Annotated in this window: 2 protein-coding genes; both read left to right on the top strand. The window is 41.1% G+C overall.

Annotated features, from left to right (window positions below):
* The coding region (locus X919_RS15980; protein ID WP_155949671.1) for a tyrosine-type recombinase/integrase at window positions 1–228 on the top strand (228 nt) is incomplete at its 5' end.
* Between the two features lie 25 nt (window positions 229–253).
* Window positions 254–331: DUF1896 family protein (locus X919_RS16525; protein ID WP_155949672.1), on the top strand; the 78-nt coding region annotated here is incomplete at its 3' end.

The raw sequence follows: 331 nt of genomic DNA, 5'->3' as shown, positions 1-331 counted from the left end.
GGTGTCAAGAAGAATCTGACCTTCCATCTTGCCCGGCATACATTTGCGACCATGTCGCTCAGCAAGGGCGTTCCTATGGAAAGTGTGTCGAAGATGCTGGGACATACCAATATTAAAACTACACAAATTTATGCCCGTATTACCAATAAGAAGATAGAACACGATATGGAACAGTTGGCTGGCAAGTTAGACAAGTTCAAAGTTGCTATGGGCATCAACTCAAAATAATGTAAAACCCTAAACCAAGAAGATTATGACAACAACAAAGAAAGAGCTTTCCTACTTCCGTTTGAAGTTAGAGAACTACCTCAGTGAGCATTTCCCAGAAATG

The organism is Prevotella sp. HJM029 (assembly GCF_000599605.1).
In the GTDB taxonomy this organism is placed as follows: domain Bacteria; phylum Bacteroidota; class Bacteroidia; order Bacteroidales; family Bacteroidaceae; genus Prevotella.
The sequence above is the reverse complement of the archived record's forward strand: the minus strand, read 5'-3'. Positions and strand labels throughout refer to the sequence as shown.